The sequence below is a fragment of the Grimontia sp. AD028 genome, assembly GCF_000973155.1.
In the GTDB taxonomy this organism is placed as follows: Bacteria; Pseudomonadota; Gammaproteobacteria; order Enterobacterales; family Vibrionaceae; genus Enterovibrio; species Enterovibrio indicus.
The window spans coordinates 1-25176 of the sequence record NZ_LASY01000014.1; the positions used below are offsets into that span (position 1 = coordinate 1).

The following is a 25176-nucleotide window of genomic DNA, read 5'->3' on the forward strand; positions in this document are numbered from 1 at the left end:
TCTGAATGCGAGCATCTTCAAGTCGTTTGGGTATATCACTACGATTGGTTTACAATATTGACCATCTCGTGGGGTGCTGACTTCGTCGGCTGAGATTGCGAACGCTAAACCCATGTACCTGAACCAGATAATGCTGGCGTAGGAATGAGATGTCCAAAGCTGACCCGCTCAATGACCTCACCCTCGCCGCACATTGATGTGAGGCACCGATGAAATATTCTATTTCTGCTCTGATGTTGGCAATGACCATGGCTGGTCCTGCGCTGGCACACTCTACTGATACCTTGACGGTATACACTTACGACTCTTTTGCCGCTGACTGGGGCCCAGGCCCAGCAGTTAAAGAAGCGTTTGAGGCTGAATGTCACTGCACCTTGAATCTAGTCGCACTGGAAGATGGCGTAACCATCCTGAATCGCCTGCGTCTAGAGGGAAAAAACAGCAAAGCTGACGTCATTCTGGGCTTAGATACCAACCTAATGACTGAAGCAGAAAAGACGGGTCTGCTGGCCCCTCACAGTGTGGACACAAAGTCTGTCACTCTGCCTGACGGTTGGAACAACAACACATTCGTTCCATACGACTACGGCTACTTCGCCTTTGTTTATGACAAAACCAAGCTGGAAAACCCACCAAAGAGCCTGAAAGAGCTGGTTGAGAAGCGTGATGACATCTCCGTTATCTATCAAGACCCACGCACATCAACGCCAGGCCAAGGCCTGATGCTGTGGATGAAATCCGTCTACGGCGATGATGTTGCGGGTGCCTGGCAGCAACTGGCAGAGAAAACAGTTACTGTGACCAAAGGCTGGTCTGAAGCTTACAGCATGTTCCTGAACGGCGAGTCAGACATGGTGCTGTCTTACACCACGTCTCCGGCTTATCACCTGATTGCGGAAGAAAATCCGAATTTCAGCAGTGCTAACTTTGAAGAAGGCCACTACATGCAGGTCGAAGTCGCAGCCAAAGTAAAAAGTTCGGAAAGGCAGGAACTGGCTGATCAGTTCATGCAATTCATCCTGAGTGATGGCTTCCAAAATGCAGTACCAACCGGCCAATGGATGTATCCGGTGACGGGCGTTGAACTGCCAAAGGGCTTCAACACCCTTTCTGTACCGTCGAAAAGTCTGCAATTCGCACCAGAAAAAGTAGCCGACAACCGCCGCAACTGGATTCGTGAATGGCAATCGGCGCTGGTGAAATAAGTCCGTGCTAAACCCTTCCAGAACCTGGCCCGGCATATTGTCGGCGTCAGTCATCGCGGTGCTGATTAGCACCGCGTTGTTTTCTTTACTGACTCAGGCTCCAACGCTAGATGTCGCCTCACTTTGGCACGACCCTTACCTCAAGCATGTCACCCTGTTCAGCATTAAACAGGCTGTCTTTTCCACGCTGTTATCCGTCGGGTTGGCGATTCCTGTTGCCCATGCGCTCTCGCGTCGACATTTTCCTGGCAAGCGCTTATTACTGAAATTATTTTCCATGACGCTAGTCCTCCCTGTGCTGGTTGGCGTGTTCGGTATTCTGGCGATTTACGGCAAAAAGGGACTGCTTTCAGATTGGCTCCCATTGATTGGGCAGACCTGGGACGTCAACATCTATGGCCTTTCCGGCATTTTGCTGGCACACGTATTCTTTAACCTGCCATTTTCCACTCAACTTCTGGTACAGGCTTTAGAGCGGGTTCCAGGTGATCAACAAAGACTTGCGCATCAACTCGGAATGCGCGGATGGCATCGCTTCCGCCTATTGGAATGGCCTTACCTTCGGCAGCAATTGCCACATGTGATTGGTTTGGTCTTTATGCTCTGCTTTACGAGCTTTGCGACTGTGATGGCACTGGGTGGCGGTCCAGGCGCAACAACCATTGAGCTTGCTATCTATCAGGCTATCCGCTTTGATTTTGATTTGCAGACAGGTGCGCTGCTGGCACTATGGCAATTGCTGCTTTGTGGCCTTTTCCACCTCGCCATCCAGCGACTGACTCGTCCTGTTTCCCAGCAAGGAAAGGACAGCCATATTGTGCTTCCACCAAGACTCGACAGCACTGCTGAAAAAATCTGGGACATCGCATGGATTGTCCTCGCGGTACTTTTTGTCATTCCTCCCCTTCTGATGGTGGCCCTGAGTGGTATCAACCCCAGCGCGCTGAATGTACTAACAAGCGCAGCGCTTTGGCAGGCGACTGCCAACTCCCTATCATTGGCAGCAGGAGCTGCGGTTAGCGCTTTTGTACTTGGCAGTGCCATTGTGCTCACTAGCCGTTTTTGGCGTTTATGTGGCGCAAGCCGGCGTGCAGATAGCATAGAAATGACCGCTTCGCTGATATTGGTGGTGCCCAGCGTAGTCCTCAGCACGGGTCTATTTCTGATGCTGCGCGAGCACATCGATGTGTTCAGTTCACCTTATTGGCTGGTTCTTGCAGTCAATACATTGATGGCGTTGCCTTATGTGGTGAAAACGTTAAGCACACCCGCTTTCCAACTTTCGCAGCAATATCAGAACCTGTGCAGTAGCCTCGGCGTAAAAGGAATCAACCGCCTCAAGCTCATTGAGTGGCGCGCTCTAAAGGCGCCGATTGCCCGTGCTGTCGGTATCAGTTTTGTGCTTTCTACCGGCGATCTTGGTGCGATTGCTCTGGTCGGCAGTCAGGATTTTCAAACCCTGCCTTTGTACCTGTTCCATCTAATGGGGAGCTATCAAATGGATGCAGCTGCGGCGGCATCGCTAATTCTGTTTGCACTCAGCCTTGGCAGTTACGCCCTTATCGAAAAAGTCATTTCAGGAAAACGTTATGCTGCGCGTCAGTGAGCTCAATTATCAATATCAGTCTGAAACGCTAAGTTTCTCTTTTGAAGCAGCGCCTGGCAGCATCACCGCCATTTTAGGTCCCAGCGGTGCAGGAAAAAGTACTCTGCTCTCTTTGCTGTGTGGGCTTTTGCCGCCTAAAGGAGGCTCGGTGAGCTTTAATGATGACAACTTCACACAAAAGCCATCGCATGACCGCCCACTCTCTATTCTTTTCCAGGAACACAACCTGTTCAGTCACCTGAGTGCGTTTGACAATATTGCGTTGGGTATCAGTCCCAAACTCTCTCTGAGCGCTGAAGACAAGGCTCGTGTTGAAGAAGCCGCCGCCAAGGTTGGATTAGAAGGTTACCTCAATCGTCAGCCTGGTGAACTTTCAGGTGGCCAGAAACAGCGGGTAGCGTTGGCGAGATGTCTTGTCCGTAACCGCCCTTTGCTCTTGCTTGATGAGCCGTTTTCGGCGCTGGATCCTTCCCTGCGACGGGATATGCTTTTGGAAGTTCAGCAACTTGCCAAAACAACAGGAACCACCATTTTGATGGTGACCCATCACCCGGAAGATGCCATCACCATCGCCGATAAAGTGTTGTTTATTGATGGCGGAAAAGTGGTTTATCACGCTGACATTGAAGAACTTAGCGCGCCACCAGAAGTCATAAAATCTTATCTTTCATAATCTTAGTTGATGTGCTGTGGTGAAATATTGCGCATCAACTAACCGCATCTATACTTATTTTTAAGACACTCAACCCATAAGAGAGATGCGATTGTGACTGTTACCAGTATCGATGTACTGGACTCCGTGGTCGATATTACAGCCCAGACAGAGTCCGATACCATTTCCGAAAGCCTTATTACGACTGTTTTACAGCTAACACCGGCTAACCAGGTATTGGTGTTGGACTACAATGCGGAAGCAAGCCCGGAGTTCATGGTTGTCGCGTGTTCAGACATCTTCTTGTTCGAAGAAGAGAAAGACGCCATCGAGCGGGTACTTCGCAACTGCGTGATCATTGGAGAGAACGTGGTGGAATACAGTAAGGATGATAATCAATCCTTGCTAGCCGTCCCCATCCGTTACGGTGAAAACAATGACATCCACGCAGTCGTGTTCTGCAAAGCCGACGAGCTCAAAGGCGATGAAGTACAACTCATTGAAGGGCTCGCGAAGATCTACGAGAACTACCAGAAGATCATCTCTGCGAGTGAACGTGACGGCCTAACGGGTCTCTATAACCGCAAAGTATTGACGACCAAAATCGATCTCTTGCTCGATCGCTTTTTGATTCAGGGCACCAGCATCACTGACGACCCTACACATCATCACTGGGTGTGTATTTTTGATGTTGACCACTTCAAGCAAATCAACGATGCACTTGGTCATGTATTTGGCGACGAAGTGCTACTGCTTATCACTGCGATGATGAAGCAGTCATTCGACGAGGAAGATATCCTGTTCCGCTATGGTGGCGATGAATTTGTCGTGATTATGCATCCACAGCCTCGTGAACAGATGGAAGCCACGGTGAGAAACTTCCTGGAGACCGTCAACAAACGCGATTATGGTCAAGCTAAGGAAGTGTCAATTTCTATGGGAGCTGCGGCCATCAGTGATCAGGAGCTGAATGCTATTACTGTATTGGGTTTCGCTGACCAAGCACTCTATAAAGCGAAGCAAAATGGTCGAAACCAAGTCGCCTTCTACGAAGATTTGATAGCCTCTGGTGAGCTACAAGAGCTTGTCCCCGAGGATGATGTCGAATTGTTTTAACCATCACACTGTTCAATAAGCCGCCACATAAGGCGGCTTTTCTTTTTGGGATGTAAGTTCAATTTTCACATCACATTAACGATTGACAGAAATCTGATTAATCGTTTCACACAACGCAAAGGGTTGCGTATAATCTCGTCAGATAATCTAGACAGGTTGATGTACCCGAGTTCTCTTATGCCCAGTATTCGCCAGCTCACCGCTCTTTTGCTGACGTCAGTACTCTTTTCGTTTTCGCCATTCTCATTTGCTGAAACCAAAAAGCTGATCATTACGGGCTCTTCGACCTGGCAACCCTTCTCATTCATCAACCGCTTTGGTCAACCCGACGGCATCATGGTGGATTTTTGGCGCCTCTATGGCAAAGCCAACAATGTTGATGTCACCTTTGAACTCAAGCCCTGGAGTGAATCACTGGAGTACGCCCGTTCGACACCGAACGTGATACATGGTGGATTAGGTTATACTGGGGATCGCGCTAAAACTCTGGCTTTTTCCCGCGAACTTCCGCTAAATCACTACAATGTTCACCTATTTGCGCAAAAAGACCGCTCATTTGAAGGGCTTGATTCGCTCGACTCCGCCATCGTCGGCACCGTCAAAGACAGCACTAAACACGCTTTTCTGATTTCCCGAATTCCAGAAAAAAACATCCGCCTTTTCCCGACATTTGGCTCGTTGAATGATGCCGCCTACCGTGGCGAGGTCGATGTATTTATTGATGACTACAGCACTGCGCTATACGACATGCGCCATACAGGCAACAGCGGCCAATTCACATCACGCCAGAAACTCTATTCTTTCCCGATGCATTTCGCTGTCAGTAAGGATTCCAAATCAACCATCGCAAAGGTCGAGCGAGGGTTGAACAACATTGACCCGTCTGACTTGCAGGCCATTTATGATAAGTGGCTGCCTCAGAACAAACTTCACCTGGCGCTACCTTGGCTAAACAAAACCGCGCAATACCTTATTTTTCTCGGTTCCATGGTACTGTTGACGGTCGGTTTGTTCCTGTACCACCGCCTACTCAAGCACCGCACCGCAGAGCTAAAATCTGCCGTGAAAGCACTCAAGGATTCAAAGCAAAAGCTGGAAACTGCGACCCAAAACGACCCACTGACTGGCACCAAAACCCGTCATCAATTTTTCACAGCATTGAGTGATAAACGATTTTCACCATCACCTTACGTGGTCGCCGTGTTAGATATTGATCATCTAAAGCAAGTCAATGAAAGCTATGGGCAAGATGTCGGTGACATGGCAATTAAGCATCTGGCTACTCAGCTTAGGCTTCAGCTTTCGAGCCAAACACTGTGCGCTCGTTTGGGCGGGGGAGAATTTGCGGTCCTGTTTGATTTAAGCGACAGCAGTCAGGCACAACGCAAGTTGCAACAGTTGCAGAAAACGCTTCAGCTCAGCCTTCTTTACATCGACCAGCAAGTGGTACCAGTAAAATTCAGTTCCGGGATTGCCTGCTACCCCTACGATGGTGAAAGTGGTGAAAAGTTAGTTCGTATCGCATCAACCCGTATGCGCGCCAACAAGCAGTCACAAAACAACTTCACTGCGGGCAACAATGACGATGATTTGTTTACGGAACATCGCTGGGCTTAAACCCAAGAAAAACAAAGGCTGCCTAATGGCAGCCTTTTTCAATTCGGTTCCGGTTAGAGGTTTTCTTCAGCAAACTCTGCGAGACGGCTGCGCACCACACCATTGAGGTAAACACAGGCACTGCCTTCAAAGTTCTTAAATCTTTCCACAATGTATGTCAGCCCTGATGTCACAGGGGTCAGGTATGGACTGTCAATTTGCGCCAGGTTACCGGAGCAAACGATTTTCGTTCCTTCACCACAACGGGTGATGATGGTCTTCAACTGTGATGCGGTGAGGTTTTGACACTCATCCAGGATCACAAAAGCATTCTGGATGGAGCGGCCACGCATAAAGTTGATGGATTTAAACTGGATATTGGCTTTATCCATGATGTAACGCATCGAGCCATCTGCACACTCGTCATTTTTGTGCAGCGCTTCCAACGTATCGGTCACTGCACCTAACCAGGGCAGCATTTTCTCTTCTTCGGTGCCGGGAAGGAAACCGATAGACTCAGCAATTTCCGGTGTGTTTCGGGTCACGATGATCTTGTCATACATGCCCTTTTCGACCACCTGCTCAAGAGCAGCTGCCATGGCCAAGATGGTTTTACCACAACCCGCAGGGCCAGTCAGGATCACCAGATCCACATTCGGGTCGAGCAATGCATCCATTGCCATTCCCTGATAGATATTTTTTGGGCGCACTCCCCAGGCTTCGCGGTGCATCAAACGTTCACGGCTGATGTCCTTAACGGTCATTTCCGTTTCGGTTAACCCCACCACACGTCCGGCAAAATCGTCACCTTCATCCAGCAGGTACTGGTTCACGAAGGTCGTATCGGCGAGTTCACGCGGCAAAGTGTGTAAGGTGGTGCGGCCGCTGTTTTCCGTTTCCACTTGACCGACTTTGTCCCAAAAGCCGCCTTCAAAGACCTGGAAGCCTTTGGTCAGCAGGCTGACATCATCAATCAACTGGTCGGTACGGTAGTCTTCAACAAACAGTACGCCAGCCCCTTTCGCACGCAGGCGCATGTTGATGTCTTTGGTGACCAGTACCACGGTTCTTGGTGAGCGTTTAGCCTGCAGGTGCAGCACCGCATTGAGGATACGGTTGTCTCCCGCTTTGTCGGCAAACGCCTGAACGGTTTCCTTAATTTCGTAGTCTGCAAAAATGGAGACGGTCCCCGTGCTGCCTTCTTTGCCGACAATAATGCCTTCAGCAATCTGGTCTGGGGTGGCGTCTTTAAAGATATCTTCGAGGGCACGAATCGCGACACGTGCGTCACGGGAGACATCCCGCTTGCTGTCTTTGATCCGGTCGAGTTCTTCGAGGACGGTCATGGGAATGATCACGTCATGTTCTTGAAAGGAATAGATGGCGAAAGGTTCATGAAGCAGGATGTTGGTGTCCAGCACAAAGAATTTCCGATCGGCATCGCCCATAGGCACCTCCTTGGTTGCATAGGCTTGTGGGAGCCCCACGAGTTTCCCCTGATCCCGCAAGCAAACCGCGTGCCACGGTAATCGGGTAAATACAGCCACTACGCTAAAAAAGTCTGTGTCTGCATAATCTTAATCGTAAGACATATTTCTGTGTTTACCCGTCGACTACGCCACATTTTCATGAATTTGTTACTTGTTTGTTACGACCGCCAAATTTCCAACATTCGCCGTGACCCTGCTCACAAGTTCGAGTACCATTGGCAACCTTTTTCTCCGTGCGCATCATGGCCTACACTGTAGTTCGCATGAGGCACGTCATCTCCAATTTGTGTCAGCTTTAACCAGAGGTTTCTCCCCTATGTCTTACGCCCTCGGACAACGTTGGATCAGCGATACCGAAAGTGACCTGGGTCTGGGTACAGTTGTTGCGCTTGATGCGCGTACTGTGACCCTGATGTTCCCAGCCAGTGAAGAAAATCGACTCTACGCCAATAACGACGCGCCCATCACGCGCGTGATGTTTAACGTAGGCGATACCATTGAAAGTCATGAAGGCTGGTTCCTGACCGTTGAACGTGTTGAAGAGGAAGGCGGCGTGCTGACCTATGTGGGTACACGCACCGACACGGGTGAAGAAAACACTCTGCTTCGTGAAATTTTCCTGAGCCACCAAATCCGTTTTAACCGCCCGCAGGATAAGCTGTTTGCTGGTCAAATCGATCGCATGGACCGTTTTGCACTGCGCTACCGCGCTCTGAAGAACCAGTATGAACAACACAAAAGCCCGATGCGCGGCCTGTGTGGTATGCGTGCGGGTTTGATCCCTCATCAGCTTTTCATCGCCCATGAAGTGGGCCGCCGTCACGCGCCACGCGTATTGCTGGCTGACGAAGTAGGCCTGGGTAAAACCATTGAAGCAGGCATGATCATCCATCAGCAGGTACTGTCTGGCCGTGCGTCCCGTGTTTTGGTTGTTGTGCCGGAAACCCTCCAACACCAGTGGCTGGTTGAAATGCTTCGTCGCTTCAATCTGCATTTTTCCATTTTCGACGAAGAGCGCTGCATCGAAGCCTTTGCGGATGCGGATAACCCGTTTGATACCGCGCAGCTGGTACTGTGTTCACTGGACTTCCTGCGTAAAAGCCGCAAACGTGCTGAGCAAGCCGCTGAAGGCGAATGGGATTTACTGGTCGTCGACGAAGCGCACCACCTTGAGTGGAGCGAAGAGAAAGCCAGCCGCGAGTATCAGGTGATTGAAGGCATCGCAGAAAACACCCCAGGCGTGCTATTGCTGACAGCAACCCCGGAGCAGCTCGGTCACGAGAGTCATTTTGCCCGTCTGCGTCTTCTAGACCCAGACCGTTTCTATGACTATCAGGCATTTGTGGAAGAAGAAACCCAATATGCCCCGGTTGCAGACGCAGTGAGCCAACTTCTGTCTGAAGACAAACTCAGTAACGAGGCGAAAAACAGCATTACCGAACTGCTTTCCGAGCAGGACGTTGAGCCTCTACTGCGTATTATCGAAGCAGGAGATGTCGACGACGACCAACGCCGTGACGCTCGCAACGAGCTGATAGATAACCTGATGGACCGCCACGGTACGGGCCGCGTGTTATTCCGTAACACCCGCGCGGCGATTCAGGGCTTCCCACAGCGCCATTTGAACTTGTACCCACTGGCACTGCCAAGCCAGTACCAGACCTCGATGCGTGTTGCCGCCATGATGGGTGGCAGCAGCCAATCTATCGAACAAAAAGCGGTTCAGTGGCTGTACCCTGAAGATATTTACCAGCAATTTGAAGGTGAAAATGCCTCTTGGTGGGGCTTTGACCCACGTATTGACTGGCTGCTGGATTTGCTCAAATCCAACCGTCAGGAAAAAGTGCTGGTGATCTGTTCACGCGCGCAAACTGCATTGTCGCTGGAGCAAGCACTTCGCGAGCGTGAAGGTATTCGCGGTACTGTTTTCCACGAAGGTATGTCGATTCTGGAGCGCGATAAAGCAGCCGCTTACTTCGCACAGGATGAAGCCGGCGCACAGGTGCTGATCTGTTCTGAAATCGGCTCTGAAGGCCGTAACTTCCAGTTTGCTAACCAACTGGTGATGTTCGATTTGCCAATGAACCCAGACTTGTTGGAGCAGCGTATTGGCCGTCTGGACCGTATCGGCCAGAAGCGTGACATCGAAATCCACGTCCCATTCATGGAAGGGACGTCGCAAGCACTGCTGGCGCGTTGGTACAATGAAGGCCTGAACGCCTTTGAAGAGACCTGTCCGACGGGCCGTGCTGTATTCGAACACGTTCAGGAGGATTTGCTGCAACTGCTGGCGAAAGGCAGTCTGGATGAATCGCTGGATACGCTGGTTGAAACCAGTGCCGAGATGCACCATAGGCTGAAAGCAGAGCTTGAAAAAGGCCGAGACCGTCTGCTGGAGATGCACTCCAATGGCGGAGACAGTGCCAAGGCGCTGGCAGAAACGATCGCCTCCCATGACGGTGACACCAATCTGGTAACCTTTGCGTTAGGCCTGTTTGATACCATTGGCCTGAATCAGGACGACAAAGGCGAGAACGCGATTGTGGTCACGCCTTCAGAACACATGCTGGTATCGAGCTACCCTGGCCTGCCAAGCGAAGGCTGCACCATCACCTTTGACCGTGAAACAGCGCTATCACGTGAAGACCTGCACTTTATCAGTTGGGAACACCCAATGATCCAGGGCGGTATTGATCTGCTGTTTTCTGAAGATGTGGGCACCACTGCGGTTTCCTTGCTTAAGAACAAGGCTCTGCCTGTTGGTACCCTGTTCCTTGAGCTGTTGTATGTAGCCGATGCACAGGCACCGAAGAACTCAGGCATTCACCAGTTCCTGCCAGCGACCCCAATCCGTGTACTTCTGGATGCAAAAGGCAACGATCTGGCAGCGCAGGTAGAGTTTGAAGGCTTCCACCGCCAACTGAGCCCTGTGAACCGCCATCTGGCAAGCAAACTGGTGTCCTCAGTTCAAACCCAAATTCATGGCCTTATTGAAATGGGCGACCCGCTGGCTGAAAAACAACTGGCCGTGGTCAAAGAAGCGGCAGAAGCTGAGATGGCAGCCAAGCTTCGCGCTGAGCTGGATCGCCTTCAGGCACTGAAAGCCGTGAATCCAAACATCCGTGACGATGAGCTGGAAGCAATTGAAACCCAGATGGGCGAGCTTCGCGGCTATATCAATCAAGCGCAGGTAAATCTGGATGCGCTGCGTGTGATTGTGGTCAGCCATCAGTAATCTGAGCTAGCCCAAAGGCAAGGCACTGCTTCGGCGGTGCCTTTTTGTATCCAGTCTTCCCTTTACATCGGGGCATGCTAAACTGCCGCCCGTCTAAACTTCGAGCAACACCATGAGCGACTTTATCTATAACCCGCCAACGGATCCTTGGTTGGATGTTATCTATCAGGATGACGACATCATTGCCATCAACAAACCGAGTGGTCTTCTGACCAACCCGGGACGTGACCCTGCGCATTACGATAGTGCATGGTCACGCATCAAGGCGGAATATCCTGACGCTGAACTGGTTCACCGACTCGATATGTCGACTTCTGGCCTGATTGTGTTTGCTAAACACAAGGAGGCAGAACGCCACTTGAAAGCCCAATTCCGTGAGCGTGTAACCCACAAGCTCTATTACGCACGCGTGTGGGGTAGTGTTGAGCAGGATGAAGGCCGCATCGACCTGCCGCTGATTTGTGACTGGCCAAACCGCCCAAAGCAAATGGTGTGTTTCGAAAACGGCAAGCCGTCAGTCACAGACTACGAAGTGATTAAGCGGGAGAAGAAAACCTCGCTGGTGCGCCTTCTGCCAATCACAGGCCGCTCCCACCAGCTTCGTGTGCACATGCTAGCGCTTGAACACCCGATTGTCGGCGACGAGTTTTATGCTCATCCACAGGCACTGAAATACTCACCAAGACTGCAACTTCACGCTGGTGAACTTTGCTTCCTGCATCCAGGTTCGGGAGAGCCTATGCATTTGTCTGCGCCTTGCGATTTTTACAGCAGTGCTCCGGGTGACACGCTGGTACGACGAGGCATCAAAGCTAACCCGGAACTGTTGAAGTAATCAACAGTTCAGTTTTACACTGGCGAAAAAAGGAAGTTCGCCATGGAAAAGATCGTCTTTCTGGATAGCGCCACTATCCCCTCTCATATCCGTATTCCCTCGCCCTCTTTTCCTCACCAATGGGAAAGCTTCGAAGAAACATCACCCGAAGAAGTATTAAGCAGACTCAAAGACGCCACCATTGTTGTCGCCAACAAGGTTATCCTCAGCGGCGATTTACTGGCGCGACTGCCATCGCTTAAGCTGATTGCCGTGGCTGCAACGGGCTATAACAATGTCGATATCGACTGGTGCAAAGCTAACAACCTCCCCGTTTGTAATATCCGTGGTTATGCCACCCGCTCCGTGCCAGAACATGTCATCGCGCTCGCTTTTGCTCTGAGAAGAAACCTCAATGCCTACCACAGGGACATTGAGCTGGGTGTTTGGAAAGAGAAGAACCAATTTTGCTTCTTCACTCATCCTATTGGTGATATTGCTGGCGCCACGCTCGGGATTATTGGGTCAGGTAGTTTAGGACAGGCAGTAGCGTTACTCGCTCAAGCTGTCGGCATGAAGGTGATTCGCTCAGAACGAAAAGGCGCGACATCGGTCCGAGACGGGTATGTTTCATTTGAGGATGTGTTGCAACAGGTCGATATCCTGACCCTGCATTGTCCGCTCAGCGATGCTACCCGAAACCTGATTGGCGCTGAAGAACTTGCAAAAATGAAGTCTACTTCGGTGTTAATCAACACGGGACGAGGTGGCTTGGTTGATGAAATGGCGCTGGTTGAGGCGCTTAAGAAAGGCGAAATTGCTGGCGCAGGGGTGGATGTATTTACTGAAGAGCCTGCTACAACCAGCAATCCATTGTTGGCGCATGCAGGAATGCCGAACTTAATCCTGACCCCTCATGTCGCTTGGGGCAGCGATTCCAGCATCCAGACACTGGCAAATCAACTTACCGACAACCTGAATGCCTTTATCGAAGGTCAACCACAGAATCTCGTGTAAGGGCTTATTTAAAGCCCTTTTCTTTTTTGATCAGATCGTACGCGGCCTGAATTTCCTGCGCTTTTTGTTTTGCCATCTCCATCATCTCGGGTGGTAGACCTTTCGCCGCCAGCTTATCCGGATGGTGCTCATTCATCAGCTTTCTATGAGCACGTTTAACCGTCTGGGCGTTGGCATCTTCATCAACACCCAAAATTTTGTAGGCGTCAGCGATATTGGGCCCGCCAAAACCTTGTTGCCACTGTTGCTGACCTTGATGCTGGCCACCCTGTTGTTGATAAAACTGGTAAGCTGCTTCCTGCATCGCCAAGCGTCGCTCTAGTTGCTGACGGGAAAAGCCCAGAGTGCTGGCAATGGTGTAAAGCACCTGACGCTCGCTCGGGTGCATAGAACCATCGGCATACGCAGCCTGAATTTGCACCTCGAGGAAGAACTGCAACAGGTCAAACCGGCCACCACAGTTGCGACGAACCGACGCTAATGTGTCTTCCAGCGGGAAGGTGGTGTCTTTACCTTCACGGAACGCATTCTGGGCCTGACGTCTCGCTTCACCATGCAGCCCCATCCGATCCATAAGCTCTGTCGCAAGACGAATTTCGTTTTGTGTCACCTGACCTTTGGCTTTGGCAACATGTCCCATCACTGCAAAAGTGGCATGAAAGTAAGCCTGTTGACGCGCTTGCTGGTTCTGCCCCTGAAAACCACCGCCCAAGGAAACGTTTTGTCTTGCCTTATCGAACTTATGCCCCAAAAACAGACCTAACAATAATCCGAAAGGACCACCGAGCAGGAAGCCAAAAAATGCCCCCAGCACTTTTCCCCAAATCGCCATGCATTATTCTCTATTTGACTAATTTATCTCGATTCCGCTAGCAAGCAGGTGCCGTGAGAGATGATTTGCATTATCATAACCCCCATTTTTCAGCAAAAAATTGCCAGGACGCAGCGCAAGAGTATACCAGTGCTGTATGCCAACAACAGGATTGAGTTTTAATGTCACTGACTGCCAGAAGTTTTTTATCCACGATGATTTGCCTTGCCCTTTATGGACAGGCCATGGCGGAAGAGAGCCAAGTTACTCAGGGCAGCACTGAACCGCTGGTGATCCCGACTGAAAAATGCCTTGCACCGGAATACCGCTGTCGCCCCAATACAGGCAACACAGACGATATCAACAATTTACCGGTGAGAATTGAAGCAGACAGTGCTGAAGCCAAAGCTAACGAAAAAGCCATTTACCGTGGTGACGTCGTGGTGACTCAGGGTAATCGCACTGTTAAAGCCGACACAGCAACGCTGCGCCAGCCGGAAAATATCGTCACAGCAGAAGGGAATGTTTATTTCCATGACGGGGAAATCGCTATTTCCGGCCAGTCTTTGCAAACCAATCTGGATAATGAAGACACCACTCTGAACGATGCCCAGTACAAAATGATGTGTACCCCGGGCCGCGGCGAAGCCAAGCGCGTATTTAAAAACGGCACCACCTTCTACGAGTTGGAAGATGGCACTTACACCACCTGTCCTGATGATGACAAAAGCTGGCGTTTCAGTGCCGGTAAGTTGGAAAAGGAAGATGGTGACATTTTTGCTGACCTCTACCACGCCCGCTTTGAAGTGTTAGATACCCCGATTTTCTATCTGCCTTACCTTCGCGTGCCGGTTGAAGATGGCAGACTGACAGGTTTCCTTTATCCTTCCATCAGTTGGAACGATACCGATGGTTTCGAACTAGAAACGCCATTCTACTGGAATATTCATCCCCAGGCTGACATGCGCATTACCCCTAAGTATATGTCTAACCGTGGCTTGTTTATGACCATGGAGCCCCGTTACCTCACCGAAATGGGCTCAGGCAGCATGGTGCTCGAATACATGGGGGAAGATAAACTCTACCCAGAGTTTGATAAGAGCTGGGGTTTTAACTGGACGCATACTGGGATCCAAAATCACTGGTTATACGATATAGACTATAGCAAGGTCAGTGATTTTAGTTACTTCACACGCCACACCGATTCGCGCGTGGGTAGCCGAGAAGACAACACCTTGTTGCAAACAGGTGAAGTGTCCTATCGTGATCTCAATTGGGATTCGACACTTAGCATCCGAAACTTTCAGCCATTAAGCCCAAATACGTCGGTATACCGCCTGCTGCCTCAACTGGCGATGAACTATTATCGCCCAGATACTGGCTATGGCATCGATTTCTACATGCCTGCGCAAATCAGCAAATTTGCTACTGACAATGACAGCAAGCCAGATGCACTGCGCTTTAACATCGAACCGACCATTGTTCTGCCTTACAACCTGCCATGGCTCAGTGCTACCGCTGAAGGTAAGGTATTTTACACCTATTACGACCAATCAAACATTGACGGGGTAACCGGTGTCAACGGGGAAGAGCTCGAAGAAACGGTATCCCGCGTGGTCCCGATGGCAAGACTACATGCGGTAGTGACGCTGGAACGTAACGGTGCATTCTTCGATACCCCGTATACGCAAACTCTGGAACCACAGGTTCAATATCTGTATATCAAAGACGTTGACCAATCTGGCATTTACAACCCGGTCAACTACTCAGGTGGTGGTTACGATACTGCTCGTCTGCAAACCGATTACTACGGATTGTTCCGAGCCAATCAATACAGCAGCGTCGATTTTATCAACCCGGCTAACCAATTTACGGTTGGTGCTGCGACCCGCTTCTTTGACGATGGCTACAAGGAGCGATTTAATGTGGCATTTGGTCAAATTTACTACCTCGACCGTTTCGGCAATCAGGAGGAGACCTCTATCAATTACTCTGCATGGGCGATTGAAAGTGAGCTAAACCTCAATGATTACTTCTTCGTTCGAGGCTCTCTCGAATACGATAGCAACCTAAGCGATGTACAGTTTGGTAATGCCACCGTCGAGTATCGTGACGGAGGATTCTTTGCACAGACCAGCTACCGATATGTTGCCAAAGATTACATTGCCAGCTCCGTAGGGTTCAGCAATCTTGATCAAATCACTGAAGATGGTATTTCGCAGGTAGGTCTGGTAACAGGCTTCCCGATTGCAGACGGTGTAACTGTCCGTGGTCAATACTTCCACGACCTGACGCAGGATCTCATGTTGGAAAATCAACTTGGGATTACCTACCGCTCCGATTGTTGGGTGATAGGCCTGAGTTACAACGAATATCTGCTGGCGCGCAGCAATATCAATGATACCGCGCGTTACGACAACAACATTAGCCTGTCATTCAGTTTGCTTGGCCTTGGTGCGAACGCTGGCTTTGGCTATAGCTCTGCGAGCGGCAACGCCTTGGGTTACCGCAATCCGTTTGGCCTTAAGAACTAATTTTGAGATTTTGGAAACGCAAATGAATAAATGGACGAAAGCTTTACTGGCCACGGCAATCTCAGCCAGTTCGTTAATGGTGTCGGCTTCCCCGGCAGAATTAGATCGCGTTATCACTGTTGTGAATGAAGGAGTGATCCTTTCAAGTGATGTCGAATCTCTAAAAAAGACAGTGGCTTTGAACGCAGATACGGCAAACCTACCACCAGAAGATGTGCTCGAGCAACAAATCCTCGACCAGCTCATCATTGAAGAACTCCAGCTTCAAGAAGCCAAAAGATTGGGTATTCGTATCGACGACACCCGCTTAGAGCAGGCCATTGACTCTATCGCCAAAGACAAGGATGTGTCTGTAAACCAACTACGTGAAGAGTTAAAACGTAGCGGTATCACTTGGTCGTCTTACCGAGACCAAATCCGCCGTGAGATGACCATCAGCGAAGCGCGTAATGCTCAGGTTAGACGCCGCATTAATATTCTTCCTCAGGAAGTGGAGTCACTGGCATCCCAACTCAACGCAAAGAATTTAGAGAACGTTGAATACCGACTGAGTCATATCCAACTTCGATTAGATGAAGACGCAGACAAGGACGAGCGTGATGCTGTCGCGGCCAAAGCCAACGAGCTGGTTTCTGAGCTTGAGGCTGGCGCCAATTTCAAAGCGCTCGCTCTTGCAAACTCCAAAGGCCCGAAAGCACTTGATGGCGGTGATTGGGGATGGATGCGCCTTGAGGAAATGCCAACCATCTTCGCCGATCAAATCAAAAGCAACGGCAAAGGTGCTGTCATTGGTCCATTCCGCAGCGGTGTGGGTTATCACATTCTGAAAATTGCTGATGTAAAAGGCCTTCAATCTGTCGCCGTCACCGAAGTGAAAGCCCGTCATATCCTCATTAAGCCTTCTATCGTACTGAGTGATGATGGTGCGAAACGTCAGCTCAACCAAATGATTGCGCAAATCAACAAGGGCGAGAAAACCTTTGACGATTTAGCCAAACAATACAGTGCCGATCCAGGCTCTGCGGTGAAAGGAGGCGACCTTGGCTGGCAAACCTCAGAGCTTTATGTGCCTGAATTCAAAGATAAAGTCGACACGCTCCCAGAAGGTCAAATCAGCGAACCATTTAAAACCGTTCATGGCTGGCACATTGTCGAAGTGTTGGATCGTCGCCAGGCTGACCGCACCGATGCGGCTGTGCAAAACCGAGCTTACCGCATGCTGCTGAACCGTAAGTTTAATGAAGAAGCACAAGCTTGGTTGCAGGAACTTCGTGCCGGTGCTTACGTAGAACAAGTGGGTAACCTTGATGAAGACAGCTAATCCAAAACGCATTGCGATCACCCCAGGAGAACCAGCGGGAATCGGTCCTGATTTGGTTCTCGCGCTTGCGCATGACAATTGGCCCCACGAGCTGGTGGTTTGCGCCAATAAAGCAATGCTAGCAGTGCGCGCCAAGCAGCTTGGTATTGATGTCCGCTTTGAAGATTACGACCCGTCAGCAACTCCAAAAGCCCATCAACCGGGCGTACTGGTAGTTTGTGATGAGCCACTTGAAGCTGACGTAGTAGCAGGCGAGCTCAATGAAGCGAATGGCCACTATGTGTTAAACACCCTAACCCGCGCAGCAGAAGGTAACATGCAAGGGGAGTTTGCCGCAGTAGTGACAGGTCCGGTTCACAAAGGTGTGATTAACCGTGCCGGCGTGTCATTCAGCGGCCACACAGAATTTTTCCAGCATCATGCTAACGTTCAACAAGTCGTGATGATGTTGGCAACTGAAGGACTTCGCGTTGCTTTGGTCACCACCCATATTCCGTTGGCCTATGTCTCGAAAGCCATTACCGAAGATCGTCTTTTCCAAGTCATTGGTATTTTGAACGACGACCTCAAATCCAAGTTCGGTATTGCTGAACCTAAGATTTACGTCTGCGGCTTGAATCCCCATGCTGGGGAAGATGGCTGTCTGGGGCGCGAAGAAATCGACATCATCGAGCCGGCACTTGAAAAACTTCGCGAGCAAGGCATGAATCTTATTGGCCCTTTGCCTGCAGACACACTTTTCCAGGACAAGTACCTGAAAGATGCAGATGCCGTATTGGCGATGTATCACGATCAGGGGCTGCCTGTGTTAAAATTCAAAGGATTTGGAAAGTCAGTCAACATCACGCTTGGCCTGCCTTTCATCCGAACTTCAGTAGATCATGGTACCGCATTGGATTTAGCGGGTACCGGAACGGCGGATACTGGAAGCCTGCGGACAGCGCTATCCCACGCCCTCGAATTAGTAGATAAGAAAGCATGAGCGATAAAGTCCACCTTGGTCACCGCGCCCGTAAGCGCTTTGGCCAGAACTTCCTGAACGATCCGTACATCATCGACGGCATTGTTTCTGCCATCAACCCTCAGCCAGGTGAAAATCTGGTTGAAATCGGCCCTGGCCTTGGTGCCTTAACTGAGCCTGTTGCGCGCGAAGTCGACAAACTGAGCGTGGTAGAACTAGACCGCGATCTCGCAGAACGTCTTCGCCACCACCCAGATTTGGCAGATAAGCTGACCATCTATGAAGGCGATGCGATGAAGTTCGACTTTACGCAACTGTCCTCTGAAGAGAACCCTCTGCGTATTTTCGGTAACCTGCCGTACAACGTATCGACACCGCTGATGTTCCACCTATTCAGCTTTGCAGGTAAAGTGAAAGACATGCACTTTATGTTGCAAAAAGAGGTAGTTAACCGTCTGGCTGCGGGTCCAAACAGCAAAGCCTATGGCCGATTGACTGTTATGGCACAATACTACTGCAAAGTCGTACCAGTATTGGAAGTGCCGCCAACAGCGTTTAAACCTGCGCCAAAAGTGGACTCGGCCGTTGTGCGCCTTATTCCACACAAAGAGCTGCCACACCCAACCACTAGCCTTAAATGGTTGGAGCGTGTTTGCCGAGAAGGCTTTAACCAACGCCGTAAAACCGTGCGTAACTGCTTCAAATCACTGATTGATGCAGAGACCATGGAATCGCTGGGTATCGATCCTTCGGCGCGCCCAGAGAGCCTCACGCTGGCACAGTTTGTTGCACTGGCAAACTGGATGGATGCAAACCATCAACAATAATTTCAGGGAACACTTCAGGGATGATAAACAACAACTTTACGGTTCGTGTGCTGACTCACTATGTGGAAGAGCAATCTGAGCCGGATAAAAAACGTTATGTGTTTTCCTATACGATCACCATTGAAAACAATGGTGATCGTCACGCGCAACTTCTTCGCCGTAAATGGCTAGTCACCGATGCCAATGGCAAAAAACTGGTGATCGAAGGTGAAGGTGTTGTGGGTGAACAGCCCCTAATAGAAGCGGGCGACGAATATACTTACACCAGCGGCACTGTGCTGGAAACCCCAGTGGGAGTGATGCAAGGGTTCTACACCATGATCGATGTCGACGAGAAAGAATTCGACATCGAAGTCTCACCTTTCCGTCTCGCGCTTCCCAATATTCTCCACTAGGAACATCTGTGGCTACTTACCTTGTCGGCGACATTCAGGGCTGTTTTGACGATCTTAACGCGCTGTTGAAAGAGGCCAACTTTGATCCCGCGAGCGATCACCTATACATAGCTGGAGATTTAGTCGCACGCGGCCCCGACTCCCTTGCAGTACTGAGGTATGTAAAATCCCTAGGAAAGCATGGCCATACGGTTCTGGGGAATCATGATCTCCACCTGTTAGCGGTATCAGAAGGGATCATGAAACCGAAAGGTAAAGACAAAACCCTACCGATACTGGAAGCTGACGATCGTGATGAATTGCTCAATTGGCTTCGCCAGCAGCCCCTGCTGATCCATGTTGATCAGGCCAATGAAGAGAGTCCAGGATTTGTCATGACCCATGCTGGCATTCCTCCGGTCTGGAACATTAAAACGGCAAAAAAGAACGCGAAAGAGGTAGAAAGTGTCCTGAGGAGTGACCGTTATATCTGGTTACTCAAGAATATGTATGCCAATGAGCCGGCGCTTTGGTCCCCAACATTGGAAGGCATCGACAAGTACCGCTATACCATCAATGCCATGACACGGATGCGTTTTTGTGAACCGGATGGTAGCTTGGATATGGCCTGCAAACTCCCTCCTGAGAAAGTAAAAGATGGAAGTCTCATGCCTTGGTTTCAGATGCCAAATCGTCGCAAGATTGACGAAACACTGGTTTTTGGTCATTGGGCAGCGCTGGGCGGCGTATTAACTAACAATCTGTTAGGGCTGGATACCGGCTGTGTTTGGGGTGGTTCACTCACCATGGTGAGATGGGAAGATGGGCAAAGGTTTTCTCGCCCTTGCCCGATTCATGCCTGACCGCTTACGCCCGCTCTAACACCACAAACTCCATGTTGTAGCGATTCTTTTCATCAGCCTGATAGGATTCGCGGTGCGTTTCTGACCATCCTTGCCCCCAATCAGGGAAACAGGTATCACCGTCTATCTCCGCATCAATAAAGGTCAAACAAAGCTTATCCGCCCGGGACATGCTCGCTTCGTAAATGGTACCACCACCAATGATCACCGCTTCTTCAACATCGCCCGCTAGCGCAATCGCAGCGTCAATGCTGGTAGTGCTCTCCACGCCTTCTGCTGACCAGTTTTCATCTCGACTGATCACGATATTACGTCTACCCGGCAGCGGGCGGCCAATGGACTCAAAAGTTTTCCGACCCATGATGACTGGCTTGCCTAACGTGTTTTGTTTGAACCAGGTAAAATCGGCAGGCAGATGCCAAGGCATAGCGTTGTCTTTCCCTATCACACGTCCCTTCGCCATTGCGGCAATCATACTGATCTTCATCTGCTATTGATCCTTTATTTTCAAACGGCTGCGTCATGCTACACCACAGGTTTTCCCTACGGAACTTATTTGGGCGAAAAAAAAACCGCCTTGGGCAAGGCGGTTTTCTATGTATTCCGGATTATGGACGGTAGATGATCTCTACGTCGTAATCGTCTTCGTTCCAATCATCCCAGTCATCATCGTCGTCATCATCATCAGACTTAGACTGCTTCTTGATTTCCTGCTCGTGGTAGTCATCCCACTTGAATTCAACTTTTGCTTCTTCAGCCACTTCTTCCGGCTCGATTGCCGTTGGCAGTGATTCGATGAATTCCATCAGATCGTAAGTGAGCTGCTGAGTATTGCCTTTGTTGATGGCAGAAATCGCGTAGTAAGGTTCATCCCAACCTAATGCATCCAGAATGCGTTCGATTTCCGCTTCCGCATCTTCTTCACTCATCAGGTCGATCTTGTTAAACAGGATCCAACGTGGCTTATCAGCCAGCTTCTCGCTGTAGCGTTGAAGCTCTTCGATGATAGTGAATGCATTATCGACAGGATCAGAACCGTCAACGGGCATCAGGTCAATCATATGCAGCAACACACGACAACGCTCAAGGTGTTTCAGGAATCGAATACCAAGGCCCGCACCTTCCGCTGCGCCTTCAATCAGACCTGGGATATCGGCAACAACAAAGCTCTTGTTGTCAGCAACACGCACCACACCCAAACTTGGTACCAATGTGGTGAACGGATAGTCCGCCACTTTAGGCTTAGCCGCTGATACCGCACGGATGAAGGTTGATTTACCCGCATTAGGCAGACCCAACATACCCACGTCAGCCAGCAGAAGCAGCTCAAGACGCAGGTGACGCAATTCACCCTTGGTGCCCATCGATTTTTGGCGAGGAGCGCGGTTTACAGAGGATTTGAAACGGGTATTACCCAAGCCATGCCAACCACCCTTCGCCACCATGATTTTCATACCATGGTGAGTCAGGTCAGCAATGACTTCGCCGGTGTCTTCATCAACGGCACGGGTACCCACAGGGACATTCAATATCAGATCGTCACCACGCTTACCGGTACAGTTACCACCACGGCCATTTTCACCACGGCCAGCAGCGTGAAAACGCTCAAAGCGGTAGTCAATCAGGGTGTTCAGGTTTTCATCTGCCAGCAGGTAAACGTCGCCACCATCGCCGCCGTCGCCGCCGTCAGGACCACCTTTAGGTACGTATTTCTCACGACGGAAACTGACTGTACCGTTACCGCCATCGCCGGCTTCAACGCGGATTACCGCTTCATCTACAAATTTCATTTTTCTTCTCCATGCCCTTCACCACCTTCGTCTTGGAAGGTATTACGTGTTCTGGGTTTACATTGGCGATCGAGCAGCACCCTGATGGAGCACTTCTGGCCGATGATCATTGTCCGCTATGGAAGATCTTAGGATCAAAAGCCGGGTTGCTTTCAGTATTGTCTCGCTATATATGCCGACAGATGCATTAGTGACATCTGTGACATTCACGTGACGCGATTCCCTTCAAGCCGCGAACGATACGCGGCATGCGTAAATTCGCTGCTGAGCCGCCTGAGCTTACATTTATGTTTTATAGCTAAATGCTCTTGGACAAAAGTCACTTAGCTATGCAACAAAAAGCCCCGCCGTAAGGCAGGGCTTCAGAATCAGTATCGAGGGCTATTATTCAGCTTCGATGCTAACGAATTTACGGTTCTTAGGACCTTTAACCTCGAACTTCACTTTGCCATCAGACAGAGCGAACAGAGTGTGGTCTTTACCGCAACCTACGTTAGTGCCAGCGTGGAACTTAGTACCACGTTGACGAACGATGATGTTACCTGCCAGAACAGACTCACCACCGAAGCGCTTAACACCAAGACGTTTGCTTTCTGAATCACGGCCGTTACGAGTAGAACCGCCAGCTTTTTTATGTGCCATTTATCTCTTCTCCTAGATTAAGCGCTGATGCCAGTAATTTTGACTTCAGTGAACCACTGACGGTGGCCCATTTGCTTACGAGAATGCTTACGACGACGGAACTTAACGATTTTCACTTTGTCGCCACGACCGTGGGTAACTACTTCAGCAGTTACTTTACCGCCTGCTACGAACGGTGCACCAACGGTGATTTCTTCGCCGTTAGCTACCAGCAGAACAGAATCAAACTCAACAGTTGAGCCAGTTTCGATGTCTAGCTTTTCCAAGCGAATAGTTTGGCCTTCGCTTACACGGTGTTGTTTACCACCACTTTGGAAAACTGCGTACATGGTTTTCTCCGCATTTCCGCACAGCCTTCTGCGTTTAAAAATTGTGCAGTGAGGGGTGCGCATTTAATTCATCAATAGGGCGCGAATTCTACGGTAAGATTCACCTTCTGGCAAGAGGGTAGTGAAAGAAAATTGGCGAAAACCTGTTCACTGTATTTAACCGCTTATTTTGCCAACATTGATACTGTGTCGAGTAAGGAATTTTAGTGTACTATCATCGCAAAAACGAGAGCAGCAAACTGCAATCTTCCCTTGGACCGGACGCATCAATGGATTTTAACACCATCCAAGCACTGACTGCCGATGACATGGCAAAAGTGGACAAAAAAATACTTGCGCAACTGAATTCTGACGTCGCCCTGATTAACCAATTAGGTTTTTATATCGTCAGTGGTGGAGGCAAACGCCTGCGCCCAATGCTTGCTGTTTTATCAGCCCGTGCGCTGAATTATCAAGGTGAAGGACACATCACCGCCGCTGCCTTTATCGAATTCATCCATACCGCTACCCTGCTACACGACGATGTTGTCGATGAATCGGACCTTCGCCGTGGCAAAGCAACTGCCAATGCTATGTTTGGCAATGCAGCCAGCGTGCTGGTGGGCGACTACATTTATACACGCTCATTCCAGATGATGACAGAGCTTCGATCTTTGAGGATCCTCGATCTGATGAGTGAAGCTACCAATGTGATCGCAGAAGGCGAGGTTTTGCAGTTGATGAACTGTAATGACCCCGACACCACTGAAGAAAGTTACATGCAGGTGATCTACTCAAAAACTGCGCGTCTTTTTGAAGCGGCAACCCAGATCGGTGCGATCCTGTCTGATTCTTCAGAAGATATTGAAAAAGCGATGCAGGATTACGGCCGCTACCTTGGCACCGCTTTCCAGCTTATTGATGATGTGATGGATTACACCTCACAAGGCGATGAGATGGGCAAAAATACCGGAGACGACTTGGCTGAAGGCAAACCTACCCTGCCATTGCTACACGCCATGCTCAACGGTAACACCGAGCAGGCAGCCATGATCCGTGAAGCGATCGAACAAGGTAATGGTCTGGACAAACTCGATCCTATCCTTGCCTGCATGGAGCAATGCGGCTCTCTGGAATACACTCGCCAACGCGCGGAGGAAGAAGCGGAGAAGGCCATAGAAGCCCTCGCGCCTATTCCAGAGTCAGAATATAAAGAGGCGCTCAAGGCGCTGGCACACATTGCTGTGCACCGTAAAAAGTAATCTTGTTTAACGCACCCCAGGGTGCGTTTTCTTTTTGATGCGATTTTAAGGAAGAAATGTTGAAGCCCTTTCCCATGAAAGCCGCTGCCATTGTGTTAGGCAGTGCCATGCTTTTCGGCTGTGCCGGAGGCAATCGTATTCCCGCGACTTCATTCACCTCATACGAGGATTTTAAAGCCGGCCCTGAAGGCGGCGTTGATCTGGTATGGGCGCGCGTGGGATTACGCGATGAAGCAAGATTAAAACGCAAGCTTGCCCAATATGACTCCGTCGTTTTGGACAGGATTTACGTATTAACGTCAGAAAGCAATGAACTAGATGACGAAGATATTCACGAGTTAACAGAATATCTTGCACAAACACTTAAAGAAAAGATTGCTCCGCACAAACGTATCGTTGAAACACCTGAAAACAATACGCTTCGACTGAGTATTGCAATCAGCAACGTAGAAACGCCAAATCCAATTCTGGCGGTGACCAGTAGCCTGCTCCCTGTCGGATTAGGTATTTCTACGATCTCAAAGATCACCACTGGTGAACACACCAATGTCGGCAGCGCGACGATTGAGTTATTGGTCAGTGACGCAAGTGATGACAAGCCACTTTTCGCCGTCATAGATCGTGAAGCAGGGAATAAAGACCTGTCCACCATGATCGATTCACTGGACGATGCCAAAGATGCGATTAACTTTTGGGTCGAGCGCTTAGGCAAAACACTCGACAGTAAAGTTACCAGCGAATAATCGGACTGC

Annotated in this window: 22 protein-coding genes and 1 riboswitch; of the genes, 16 read left to right on the top strand and 6 right to left on the bottom strand. The window is 50.0% G+C overall.

The genetic code is table 11. The features are described 5' to 3' along the window. The first annotated feature begins 59 nt into the window (after positions 1-59). Positions 60-162: riboswitch (TPP riboswitch) on the top strand. A gap of 71 nt (positions 163-233) precedes the next feature. The 5 genes from thiB to RN22_RS03105 all read left to right on the top strand — a co-directional run bounded on the left by thiB (position 234) and on the right by RN22_RS03105 (position 6196). Beyond that, positions 234-1205, top strand: a complete 972-nt coding sequence (gene thiB, locus RN22_RS03085; RefSeq protein ID WP_369700087.1) for a thiamine ABC transporter substrate binding subunit — start codon at positions 234-236, stop codon at positions 1203-1205. Between the two features lie 4 nt (positions 1206-1209). Next, entirely contained in the window at positions 1210-2811 is a 1602-nt protein-coding gene (thiP, locus tag RN22_RS03090) for a thiamine/thiamine pyrophosphate ABC transporter permease (RefSeq protein WP_046303038.1), read from the top strand. Then, positions 2795-3484: a thiamine ABC transporter ATP-binding protein gene (gene thiQ / locus RN22_RS03095; protein WP_046303039.1), complete on the top strand. Its 690-nt coding sequence runs from the start codon at positions 2795-2797 to the stop codon at positions 3482-3484. The genes thiP and thiQ overlap by 17 nt, the downstream gene beginning before the upstream one ends. Positions 3485-3577: 93 nt before the next feature. Continuing rightward, entirely contained in the window at positions 3578-4579 is a 1002-nt protein-coding gene (locus tag RN22_RS03100; protein ID WP_002536449.1) for a GGDEF domain-containing protein, read from the top strand. 177 nt (positions 4580-4756) lie between these two features. Next, positions 4757-6196, top strand: coding sequence for a GGDEF domain-containing protein (locus RN22_RS03105; protein WP_046303040.1), 1440 nt, complete (start codon positions 4757-4759; stop codon positions 6194-6196). Between the two features lie 53 nt (positions 6197-6249). On the opposite strand, the gene RN22_RS03110 is transcribed toward RN22_RS03105, so the two are convergent. Further along, positions 6250-7623, bottom strand: a complete 1374-nt coding sequence (locus RN22_RS03110; RefSeq protein ID WP_002536452.1) for a PhoH family protein — start codon at positions 7621-7623, stop codon at positions 6250-6252. Between the two features lie 358 nt (positions 7624-7981). Between RN22_RS03110 and rapA the strand changes: the two genes are divergently transcribed. The 3 genes from rapA to RN22_RS03125 all read left to right on the top strand — a co-directional run bounded on the left by rapA (position 7982) and on the right by RN22_RS03125 (position 12731). Then, entirely contained in the window at positions 7982-10900 is a 2919-nt protein-coding gene (gene rapA, locus RN22_RS03115) for an RNA polymerase-associated protein RapA (RefSeq protein WP_046303041.1), read from the top strand. A 112-nt stretch (positions 10901-11012) separates the two neighbouring features. Beyond that, positions 11013-11735, top strand: coding sequence for a bifunctional tRNA pseudouridine(32) synthase/23S rRNA pseudouridine(746) synthase RluA (gene rluA, locus RN22_RS03120; RefSeq protein WP_002536456.1), 723 nt, complete (start codon positions 11013-11015; stop codon positions 11733-11735). Positions 11736-11777: 42 nt separating this feature from the next. Continuing rightward, positions 11778-12731, top strand: a complete 954-nt coding sequence (locus tag RN22_RS03125) for a D-2-hydroxyacid dehydrogenase (protein ID WP_046303042.1) — start codon at positions 11778-11780, stop codon at positions 12729-12731. A 4-nt stretch (positions 12732-12735) separates the two neighbouring features. Here RN22_RS03125 and djlA read toward each other — a convergent pair whose 3' ends face one another. Further along, positions 12736-13563: a co-chaperone DjlA gene (gene djlA, locus RN22_RS03130; RefSeq protein ID WP_046303043.1), complete on the bottom strand. Its 828-nt coding sequence runs from the start codon at positions 13561-13563 to the stop codon at positions 12736-12738. Positions 13564-13724: 161 nt separating this feature from the next. Between djlA and lptD the strand changes: the two genes are divergently transcribed. From lptD to RN22_RS03160, 6 genes are read left to right on the top strand one after another with little or no spacing between them, the layout of a single operon-like run. Beyond that, positions 13725-16076, top strand: a complete 2352-nt coding sequence (lptD, locus tag RN22_RS03135) for an LPS assembly protein LptD (protein WP_046303044.1) — start codon at positions 13725-13727, stop codon at positions 16074-16076. A gap of 22 nt (positions 16077-16098) precedes the next feature. After that, positions 16099-17397 carry a peptidylprolyl isomerase SurA gene (gene surA, locus RN22_RS03140; RefSeq protein ID WP_046303045.1) on the top strand — a complete coding sequence of 433 codons (1299 nt, stop codon included), beginning with the start codon at positions 16099-16101 and terminating at the stop codon, positions 17395-17397. Continuing rightward, positions 17384-18379, top strand: a complete 996-nt coding sequence (gene pdxA, locus RN22_RS03145) for a 4-hydroxythreonine-4-phosphate dehydrogenase PdxA (protein WP_046303046.1) — start codon at positions 17384-17386, stop codon at positions 18377-18379. The genes surA and pdxA overlap by 14 nt, the downstream gene beginning before the upstream one ends. Continuing rightward, on the top strand, positions 18376-19185 hold the full coding sequence (gene rsmA / locus RN22_RS03150; protein ID WP_002536467.1) for a 16S rRNA (adenine(1518)-N(6)/adenine(1519)-N(6))-dimethyltransferase RsmA: 810 nt from the start codon (positions 18376-18378) through the stop codon (positions 19183-19185). Before pdxA ends, rsmA begins: the two co-directional genes overlap by 4 nt. A 20-nt stretch (positions 19186-19205) precedes the next feature. Beyond that, positions 19206-19580, top strand: coding sequence for a Co2+/Mg2+ efflux protein ApaG (gene apaG / locus RN22_RS03155; RefSeq protein ID WP_002536469.1), 375 nt, complete (start codon positions 19206-19208; stop codon positions 19578-19580). A gap of 8 nt (positions 19581-19588) precedes the next feature. Further along, positions 19589-20422: a symmetrical bis(5'-nucleosyl)-tetraphosphatase gene (locus RN22_RS03160; RefSeq protein ID WP_046303047.1), complete on the top strand. Its 834-nt coding sequence runs from the start codon at positions 19589-19591 to the stop codon at positions 20420-20422. A 4-nt stretch (positions 20423-20426) separates the two neighbouring features. On the opposite strand, the gene folA is transcribed toward RN22_RS03160, so the two are convergent. The 4 genes from folA to rplU form a co-directional block, all read right to left on the bottom strand. Beyond that, a complete protein-coding gene (gene folA, locus RN22_RS03165) occupies positions 20427-20909 on the bottom strand; it encodes a type 3 dihydrofolate reductase (protein ID WP_046303048.1) in 483 nt (160 codons plus the stop codon). A gap of 121 nt (positions 20910-21030) precedes the next feature. Next, positions 21031-22212 carry an Obg family GTPase CgtA gene (gene cgtA, locus RN22_RS03170; protein ID WP_046303049.1) on the bottom strand — a complete coding sequence of 394 codons (1182 nt, stop codon included), beginning with the start codon at positions 22210-22212 and terminating at the stop codon, positions 21031-21033. Positions 22213-22596: 384 nt separating this feature from the next. Beyond that, positions 22597-22854, bottom strand: a complete 258-nt coding sequence (gene rpmA / locus RN22_RS03175) for a 50S ribosomal protein L27 (RefSeq protein WP_002536479.1) — start codon at positions 22852-22854, stop codon at positions 22597-22599. Positions 22855-22871: 17 nt separating this feature from the next. Further along, complete coding sequence (gene rplU, locus RN22_RS03180) at positions 22872-23183, bottom strand: 50S ribosomal protein L21 (protein WP_002536481.1); 312 nt, start codon at positions 23181-23183, stop codon at positions 22872-22874. Between the two features lie 269 nt (positions 23184-23452). Here rplU and ispB point away from each other — a divergent pair, with 269 nt between their 5' ends. Beyond that, positions 23453-24424, top strand: coding sequence for an octaprenyl diphosphate synthase (ispB, locus tag RN22_RS03185; RefSeq protein WP_046303079.1), 972 nt, complete (start codon positions 23453-23455; stop codon positions 24422-24424). Between the two features lie 56 nt (positions 24425-24480). Beyond that, positions 24481-25167 carry a DUF3313 domain-containing protein gene (locus tag RN22_RS03190; protein WP_046303050.1) on the top strand — a complete coding sequence of 229 codons (687 nt, stop codon included), beginning with the start codon at positions 24481-24483 and terminating at the stop codon, positions 25165-25167. Positions 25168-25176 lie beyond the last annotated feature (9 nt).

Coding starts and splice junctions, on each gene's coding strand:
- thiB (WP_369700087.1), top strand. CDS start 234: ATGTTGGCAATGACCATGGCTGGTCCTGCGCTGGCACACTCTACTGAT.
- thiQ (WP_046303039.1), top strand. CDS start 2,795: ATGCTGCGCGTCAGTGAGCTCAATTATCAATATCAGTCTGAAACGCTA.
- RN22_RS03105 (WP_046303040.1), top strand. CDS start 4,757: ATGCCCAGTATTCGCCAGCTCACCGCTCTTTTGCTGACGTCAGTACTC.
- RN22_RS03110 (WP_002536452.1), bottom strand. CDS start 7,623: ATGGGCGATGCCGATCGGAAATTCTTTGTGCTGGACACCAACATCCTG.
- rapA (WP_046303041.1), top strand. CDS start 7,982: ATGTCTTACGCCCTCGGACAACGTTGGATCAGCGATACCGAAAGTGAC.
- rluA (WP_002536456.1), top strand. CDS start 11,013: ATGAGCGACTTTATCTATAACCCGCCAACGGATCCTTGGTTGGATGTT.
- RN22_RS03125 (WP_046303042.1), top strand. CDS start 11,778: ATGGAAAAGATCGTCTTTCTGGATAGCGCCACTATCCCCTCTCATATC.
- djlA (WP_046303043.1), bottom strand. CDS start 13,563: ATGGCGATTTGGGGAAAAGTGCTGGGGGCATTTTTTGGCTTCCTGCTC.
- lptD (WP_046303044.1), top strand. CDS start 13,725: ATGTCACTGACTGCCAGAAGTTTTTTATCCACGATGATTTGCCTTGCC.
- surA (WP_046303045.1), top strand. CDS start 16,099: ATGAATAAATGGACGAAAGCTTTACTGGCCACGGCAATCTCAGCCAGT.
- pdxA (WP_046303046.1), top strand. CDS start 17,384: ATGAAGACAGCTAATCCAAAACGCATTGCGATCACCCCAGGAGAACCA.
- rsmA (WP_002536467.1), top strand. CDS start 18,376: ATGAGCGATAAAGTCCACCTTGGTCACCGCGCCCGTAAGCGCTTTGGC.
- apaG (WP_002536469.1), top strand. CDS start 19,206: ATGATAAACAACAACTTTACGGTTCGTGTGCTGACTCACTATGTGGAA.
- folA (WP_046303048.1), bottom strand. CDS start 20,909: ATGAAGATCAGTATGATTGCCGCAATGGCGAAGGGACGTGTGATAGGG.
- cgtA (WP_046303049.1), bottom strand. CDS start 22,212: ATGAAATTTGTAGATGAAGCGGTAATCCGCGTTGAAGCCGGCGATGGC.
- rpmA (WP_002536479.1), bottom strand. CDS start 22,854: ATGGCACATAAAAAAGCTGGCGGTTCTACTCGTAACGGCCGTGATTCA.
- rplU (WP_002536481.1), bottom strand. CDS start 23,183: ATGTACGCAGTTTTCCAAAGTGGTGGTAAACAACACCGTGTAAGCGAA.
- ispB (WP_046303079.1), top strand. CDS start 23,453: ATGGATTTTAACACCATCCAAGCACTGACTGCCGATGACATGGCAAAA.
- RN22_RS03190 (WP_046303050.1), top strand. CDS start 24,481: ATGTTGAAGCCCTTTCCCATGAAAGCCGCTGCCATTGTGTTAGGCAGT.